The sequence below is a fragment of the Halomonas sp. KAO genome (genome assembly GCF_015595025.1).
Classification (GTDB): domain Bacteria; phylum Pseudomonadota; class Gammaproteobacteria; order Pseudomonadales; family Halomonadaceae; genus Halomonas.
The window spans coordinates 1-6,082 of sequence record NZ_JADNRL010000013.1; the positions used below are offsets into that span (position 1 = coordinate 1).

7 protein-coding genes are annotated in these 6,082 nt (G+C 49.5%); 1 reads left to right on the forward strand and 6 read right to left on the reverse strand.

The window, feature by feature from the left end; translation table 11 throughout:
* Nucleotides 1-85: 85 nt before the first annotated feature.
* Nucleotides 86-256: a hypothetical protein gene (locus IOC61_RS05620; RefSeq protein WP_195687896.1), complete on the reverse strand. Its 171-nt coding sequence runs from the start codon at nt 254-256 to the stop codon at nt 86-88.
* Here IOC61_RS05620 and IOC61_RS05625 point away from each other — a divergent pair.
* Nucleotides 255-818: an SCO family protein gene (locus IOC61_RS05625; RefSeq protein ID WP_229332954.1), complete on the forward strand. Its 564-nt coding sequence runs from the start codon at nt 255-257 to the stop codon at nt 816-818. The two genes, IOC61_RS05620 and IOC61_RS05625, sit on opposite strands and share 2 nt — an antisense overlap.
* A gap of 154 nt (nt 819-972) precedes the next feature.
* Here IOC61_RS05625 and IOC61_RS05630 read toward each other — a convergent pair whose 3' ends face one another.
* The 5 genes from IOC61_RS05630 to IOC61_RS05650 form a co-directional block, all read right to left on the reverse strand.
* Nucleotides 973-1,251, reverse strand: coding sequence for a hypothetical protein (locus tag IOC61_RS05630; protein WP_229332955.1), 279 nt, complete (start codon nt 1,249-1,251; stop codon nt 973-975).
* 128 nt (nt 1,252-1,379) lie between these two features.
* A complete protein-coding gene (locus tag IOC61_RS05635; protein WP_324254691.1) occupies nt 1,380-1,997 on the reverse strand; it encodes a DUF1819 family protein in 618 nt (205 codons plus the stop codon).
* A gap of 2 nt (nt 1,998-1,999) precedes the next feature.
* On the reverse strand, nt 2,000-3,187 hold the full coding sequence (locus IOC61_RS05640; protein WP_195687898.1) for a tyrosine-type recombinase/integrase: 1,188 nt from the start codon (nt 3,185-3,187) through the stop codon (nt 2,000-2,002).
* 31 nt (nt 3,188-3,218) lie between these two features.
* Nucleotides 3,219-3,659, reverse strand: a complete 441-nt coding sequence (locus IOC61_RS05645; protein WP_195687899.1) for a hypothetical protein — start codon at nt 3,657-3,659, stop codon at nt 3,219-3,221.
* Nucleotides 3,656-5,872: a hypothetical protein gene (locus IOC61_RS05650; RefSeq protein ID WP_195687900.1), complete on the reverse strand. Its 2,217-nt coding sequence runs from the start codon at nt 5,870-5,872 to the stop codon at nt 3,656-3,658. The genes IOC61_RS05645 and IOC61_RS05650 overlap by 4 nt, the downstream gene beginning before the upstream one ends.
* Nucleotides 5,873-6,082 lie beyond the last annotated feature (210 nt).

Sequence of the window (6,082 nt, forward strand, 5' to 3'; positions counted from 1 at the left end):
ATTTGGCGTGACCTGATGATCGGGCAGCTCGGTTGGCGGTTTCGGCATGATACGGGCTCCTGAACCTCGGGCTCTGATATTGAGCTTAACTCACTGAGCCGGTGTATGGATGCAGGTTGACACACAGGGCCCCCTCGTCGTTGGTGACGACGTCGAGGTGAATCTTCATTTCGCCGGCAATCAGCGACAGCGTGACACGTTCCGCGCCGTGGCGCCGACAGCACAGTAGGGGGAGCAGGATGCGCCGATGCATCATGGCACTATTCGTGACGCTATGGCTTGCGGGCTGCAGCGATCCAGACTGGCAGACCAAGGATATCTCGGGGCTGATGCCTTCCCTGGCGTTCGAACTCATCGACGAGAACGGGAATACGGTGAGCGCCGATCAGTTCCTCGGCAAGACGACGCTGCTGTTCTTCGGCTTCACCCATTGCCCCGATGTCTGTCCGACCACCCTTTCGCGTCTCGACGCGGCCACCCAACGCATGGATGAAACCGCGCGTGATGAAATCCAGGTGCTCTTCGTCTCGGTGGATCCTCGCCGCGATGACGCCGAGACACTGGATAGCTACACCGACGCCTTCGGCCCCCAGTTCATCGGCCTCACGGGGGATAAAGCGGCACTCGATAAGCTGACACGCCGCTATCGGGTGACCTACGGGTATGGCGAAGAAGACAGCGAAGGGAACTATGATGTGTCGCACTCCAGCGCTGTCTTCGCCTTCAATGCCCAGGGAGAGGCGCGCCTGCTGATCCGCGACAGCGACCCCATGGAGGCCGTGGTTGCCGACCTTGGAAGGCTTGCCAGCGGTGCCTGAGTAGTCACCGTCCATCGCCCCTATCTTCCGTCGAGGATCGGGATGGGGATTACCTAGGAGTACGGTGCAAGGTTCGTCGTTGCGCCTTGAGGCAGCTGAACACCACGTTCGATCACCTTTCACTCCTGGAAATTGGGTCAGAGAGCTGCAAGGGCTATGTGTGGAGATAGTCGCGCAGCACGCGCAGCAGGTTGACGTGGTCGACCGTCAGCTCGCTGTGCTGACGGGACAGTACCCCTTCCAGGAAGGTCAGGTACTCACGAACCTGCAGCTCGTGCTCGGGGGGATAGTCGAAGATCCAGAAGCCGATCTCGTTGCCCAGCCCCTGTCCGGAGAGGAAAGCCGGGCTGGTGATCTTATCGGCGATCTGGTTGAGGCGATCCTTCAGGTGAGGATCTTCGCGGTGGGACGGCCCCTGCGTGAGCGGTGACATACGGCTCTCATCCTTGCGTCCGGTGTCGTTCTTTTCGTTATGATTGAGCGTCTTATAATGCTTGGTGCCGCGGTCTGCGGTGGATAGCGGCTTTCGGGCACGCTACCGCCAGCCCGGGTCCATGGCGTTCACCGCGGCCCCAGGGCACTCAGGCAGTCCAGCAGCCGAATCAGGTGGTGCCTTTCCAGCAGGCTCACTACCTCGGGCCGCAGCATCAGCGGTCGTAGCCGGCGGCTACGCGCACTCTCTATCAAGCCTACTTCGGATAGCATGCGAAAGGCCACCTGCCCCATCTTTCGTCTAGAGGAGGCGGTCCAGCCACTGATAGCCGGATCGCGGTAGGCACGATCGGCGAGGAAGTCATCCCACTGGTAAGGCTCAAGGCGCTCGGCCTGGGTCACGAAGGCATCGGCCACCACGGTCTCCAGGAACTCCACCAGCAGCAGGTTGCGGGCCAATGCCGCACAGAACGCCACCTGGGTGGCCAGTTGGTCATCGCCATCATGCAGCACCTGCCAGAACGGCTCAGGAAGCCGCACAAGCCGCTTGCGGATTGCCTGGGCCATGCGCCTGGCTGATGCCGGCCGTGCCTTCTGGAGGCGATTCTCGTCGATGATGGCCGTCTTCCAGGCCGCGTCATCCACACCAGCCAGCAGCAGCTCCGCCACGATGCGGCTCTCGCGGACCATGAGCGAGCCACCGATGAGGTCGGAGTCGTAGTGGAAGGTGGTAGATAGCGAAGACACGTTCAACTAAAAAACCTATGCGCACGCTTAGTCTCTTTTGAAATCTCTTGCTGCCTTTCAATCATTCCAACTATCCTTCCCCTAAAATCCTCAAGCTCTTCAAAAGCATTGGCGCTAGCCGTTGCAACCTCTGCCAAATTGACATAGTACCTTAGAGTGGTATCGAGGGACTCATGCCCCGCCTGGTTTCTAAGCTGGTACTCAATAAGATTCACATCGACTCTGGCTTTATCTCCAGACTTCACCATTAACCTTTCAATTCTATACAGATCGCAAGCGTAACAAAAGAGACCATAGCTGCGTAAATCATGGGGATGAATGCCCAGCCCCGCACGAGTGATCATTTTATAAACTGAATCACCAGCAAGCTTACCGGGCTTTTTTTGACTAACAAAAAGGTAGCCAGGGTCACTTCCATCCAGATACGATTCTACAATATCACAGCGCTCAATATCAACATAATCCCAGGTATCCCTAAGCAAACTACTAGGAACATCTACAACCCTGACTTTAGAATTTTTCGTGCCATCCGAAATAGTCACCTGAACGAGAGAAAACTCTCTTCTATCTGAAGGCTCTGGAATACTACTCAAACTAAGCGACACCACTTCATTTCGCCTCAGCCCAGCGTAAATCATCCAATCAAGCATTAAGTGATTGCGAGCGACAATCGCATCTTTTATTTTAGTCCTGCTTGCGGCTGTCCGCTCTTCAATACTAGCGTATAGATCTCTCACCTCTGCTGTTGTCAACATCGACTTACGCTTCTTACTCGGAGCCTTAAGCAAAAAAGGAATTCGGTACCTCCCCCCCTGCTTCCTTCTTGATGTCTGAGGCGCTTCAAGTTCAATCTGAAAAGGCACACCTGGCTTCATGAAATCATTCCATCCCAAAAGGGATTGATGACACAAACCTTTGGCCTGCGCCCACCAATAAAACTCTATCACAGCAATAATTTTTTGATTTATTGTTTCCGATGCAAGGCCAATATTGACTTGAGAGTCTCTATAGTCGCGAAAATCCTGAGTCACGGGCTCATATAAGCCTAATCGTTTACTTTCGATGAATGTAATCCAATCAGCCAGCCGTGAGCCACAGTCTCTGACATAAGATCGTGAAAGCCTATTTTGCTCAAGGCTAATCAGCCACTGCGTGGGATCTCTGTATAGGAAACCATCATCATGGATCATGATTCGGTTCCCTTTGGTAGAGACGACAATCTCAGCCATCAGAGTTTGCCCACTGTTTTATCTTCTGCCTATCTGCAAACTGGGCTTGCTGAACACCAAGCCGAGACCGAAGCTCTTCCACTTCAAGCATTAATTCATAAACGCTTTGAGCCAGATGGCTTCTTTGCCTTTTCAACTGCTCATTCTCCAGCTTAATCTTTTTATATTCTCTCTCTGTTGAAACGTCCAACTCTTCTACAGCCTGCCTGATGGCTTCAGACTCACTTAAGGCATGATTTACCCTACCTCTCAAATAACCATCTGACCTGATAGAACCCAAGCTTTTAGATATTTTCTCCAATCCTAAACTACTACTTTCCCAGCTTACGAACCAGTTAAATGAAAATTTTTTTGGCAGGCTAAAGTTTGGCACCTTTGTTTCGCAGTACTCTTCAAGAACCTCTAATTTTCGTATAACTTTATCGTCATTCATCCCAGCCTTTCCTTTGCCGCCTTGAGGATAGGTGACCTCTTGTAATCAACAATGCTTTCAACACCGTCTGGCATAGAAAAACTGGCTAGATTTGGACAGCCTAAGCACGTGCCAAGGGCTGCACTTGAGCGCTGAACGGCACCTTTCTCCAGACAACTACTACGCGACTTTAAAGTAGGCGACTCCCCAAAACATACCCCATCAGGGACATAGTTAATAACCAGACCAATATCATTCACTCGCGCAACCAACCTGTCAACACGAGATTCTTTCTGGAGCTCAAGACTTTCAACTAATCTTACTAAATCCTCCTCCATGGTACCGCCATATCGCCCACTTTCTTTAGCCATTTGAATGATTTTTTCTGCTCTAACTTCTTCTACCGCCAAGTGACCATTACTGTCAGTGAGGTATGTCATGGTCATTTCAAAATCAGAATGTCGCATGTGCCAAGAGAGTGATGGCAGGTCTCCAGCATCATACCGAAAAAAGTATGTCATAACGAAAAACCGCCTAAACTGGTGCTCGCTAAACACCCAATTATTTTTCTTGTCACCATCAGCTTCAACCATGTTGGCGAATTCATTTATCTTTCCGGACTGCCAAAATTGATAGTGCCCACCTTGCAAAGAGGGAACCTGCAGCAAGCCCTGGCTATCATCACTCCTTACGGGTGCACTCAACTTCTCAAGCACCGAGACGGCTTTCTTAACAAGCCGTGTTGTGGGAAAATAGTCAAACGCCTGATCCACTTTGGCAGAATACATTCTTATATATGGCCCCTCAGGTGTCTCGATACAGCATCCAGCCTCTAGTGATTCAATCTCAACCTGCCTGCGCGCTGTAAAGCAGTAGATGACAAGCAGGCATGCAGTGGGCAAGTAACAATGAAGGACTTTGTCCAATCCAAAACCCGGTTTTCTCCACCCACCATTCAGTATCCTACTCAGTGACGCTTTTGAAATGCCAACCGCATCGGCAGCAGTTTTATAAGTTGCCCCGTCAGCAACCAGGCTTAAGGCACGCTGAACCTGATCATCAGATATAGTTCTTTTTGATGCAAGGATTGAATCAATTTGATTTTTATCGAATGAAGTGATTGGGTAAGGTGCACCTGGTTCCCCCGCGAAGACTTTCAATGGGTGATCATCGAAAAACTGGGCCATCCTCTTGGCTGCATAATGCCGTCGGTTTTCAGCAGTGCCGCCGCGACTCTCATTCGCACACATGTCATTATAATGCTCCAGAGCTTTGTCGCGGTATTCTATAAGAGGATCTGCATAATCAACCACCCACCGGATGGCGCGATCCATTAGCTTGAAAAAAATCTCACGTGGAATATTTTTCGTGCGCTGCGAAGACTTGCCAACACGCTTTCCCAGCTTATTTGGATCAACATCTTGGAGGAAATTATTTGAGATCCGCTGGCTTTCTGGAATAATATCCTCAAAGGCAACAATCAACGAAAAAAATTTATTGAGAGCAGAGAGTTCTTTCCTTATAGCTTCCGCGGAAAGGGAAGAGGTGGGCTCATCATGTTCGCGAATCAAAAACTTCTTCAGGTGACTTGAAACATAAAAACCATTATCTCTCCTAAACTTCGTTAAGGATACAATACATTCTTTACTAAGAAGCCGTGAAGAAACACCTAGAGCACCCGCCAATTTAAAAACATCAAGATCAAATTTTTTACCGCGGACAATCTTCAGCTTTACAACATCTTCTTCTTCGAGGCTTAAAAAGTAGGTGGTTAATCTTTTATGAATATCCAGGCGCTCAGCGACTGGTTTAACAAGCTTCTCTTTTAGCTTTTCAGAAATAGAGGGGTTAATGCTACTTAGATTTTCAATGCCAAAACAGTAAAATATGACTCTGTATAGGTTTATGATTTTATGGCAAAATTTTATAATATTCTGAGGACCATACCCACCTAAACTTCGAGTTTTTATTGTTCCTGAAAGCATTGCTGTAATTTTCAGTGTAGTCAGCAAGTCCGGGTAATCAGTTAATTTTTTTCCCGGTGCAATAGGGACATCAAAGTCTACACTATGAGCTTCTTTTGAAGCGCCCCGAAAAAACCATACATTATCATGGTAGCAACACTTGGCACTATCAAGGAAATGCGGCTGATATGAACCTACCTGCGACCGCTCCTCTTCATCAAGCTCAACAAAATAGCTGGAATACTTTTGTAAGTCTATTCCGATATTCATTAACCAGCCTCAAAGGTTTCAAAAACTGGAATCAAGGCCAAGTATGGATTTTCCTCTTGATCCATTTTTTTCTTCGCATTCCCTGTGTGTCAACCTGCATCCATACACCGGCTCAGTGAGTTAAGCTCAATATCAGAGCCCGAGGTTCAGGAGCCCGTATCATGCCGAAACCGCCAACCGAGCTGCCCGATCATCAGGTCACGCCAAATC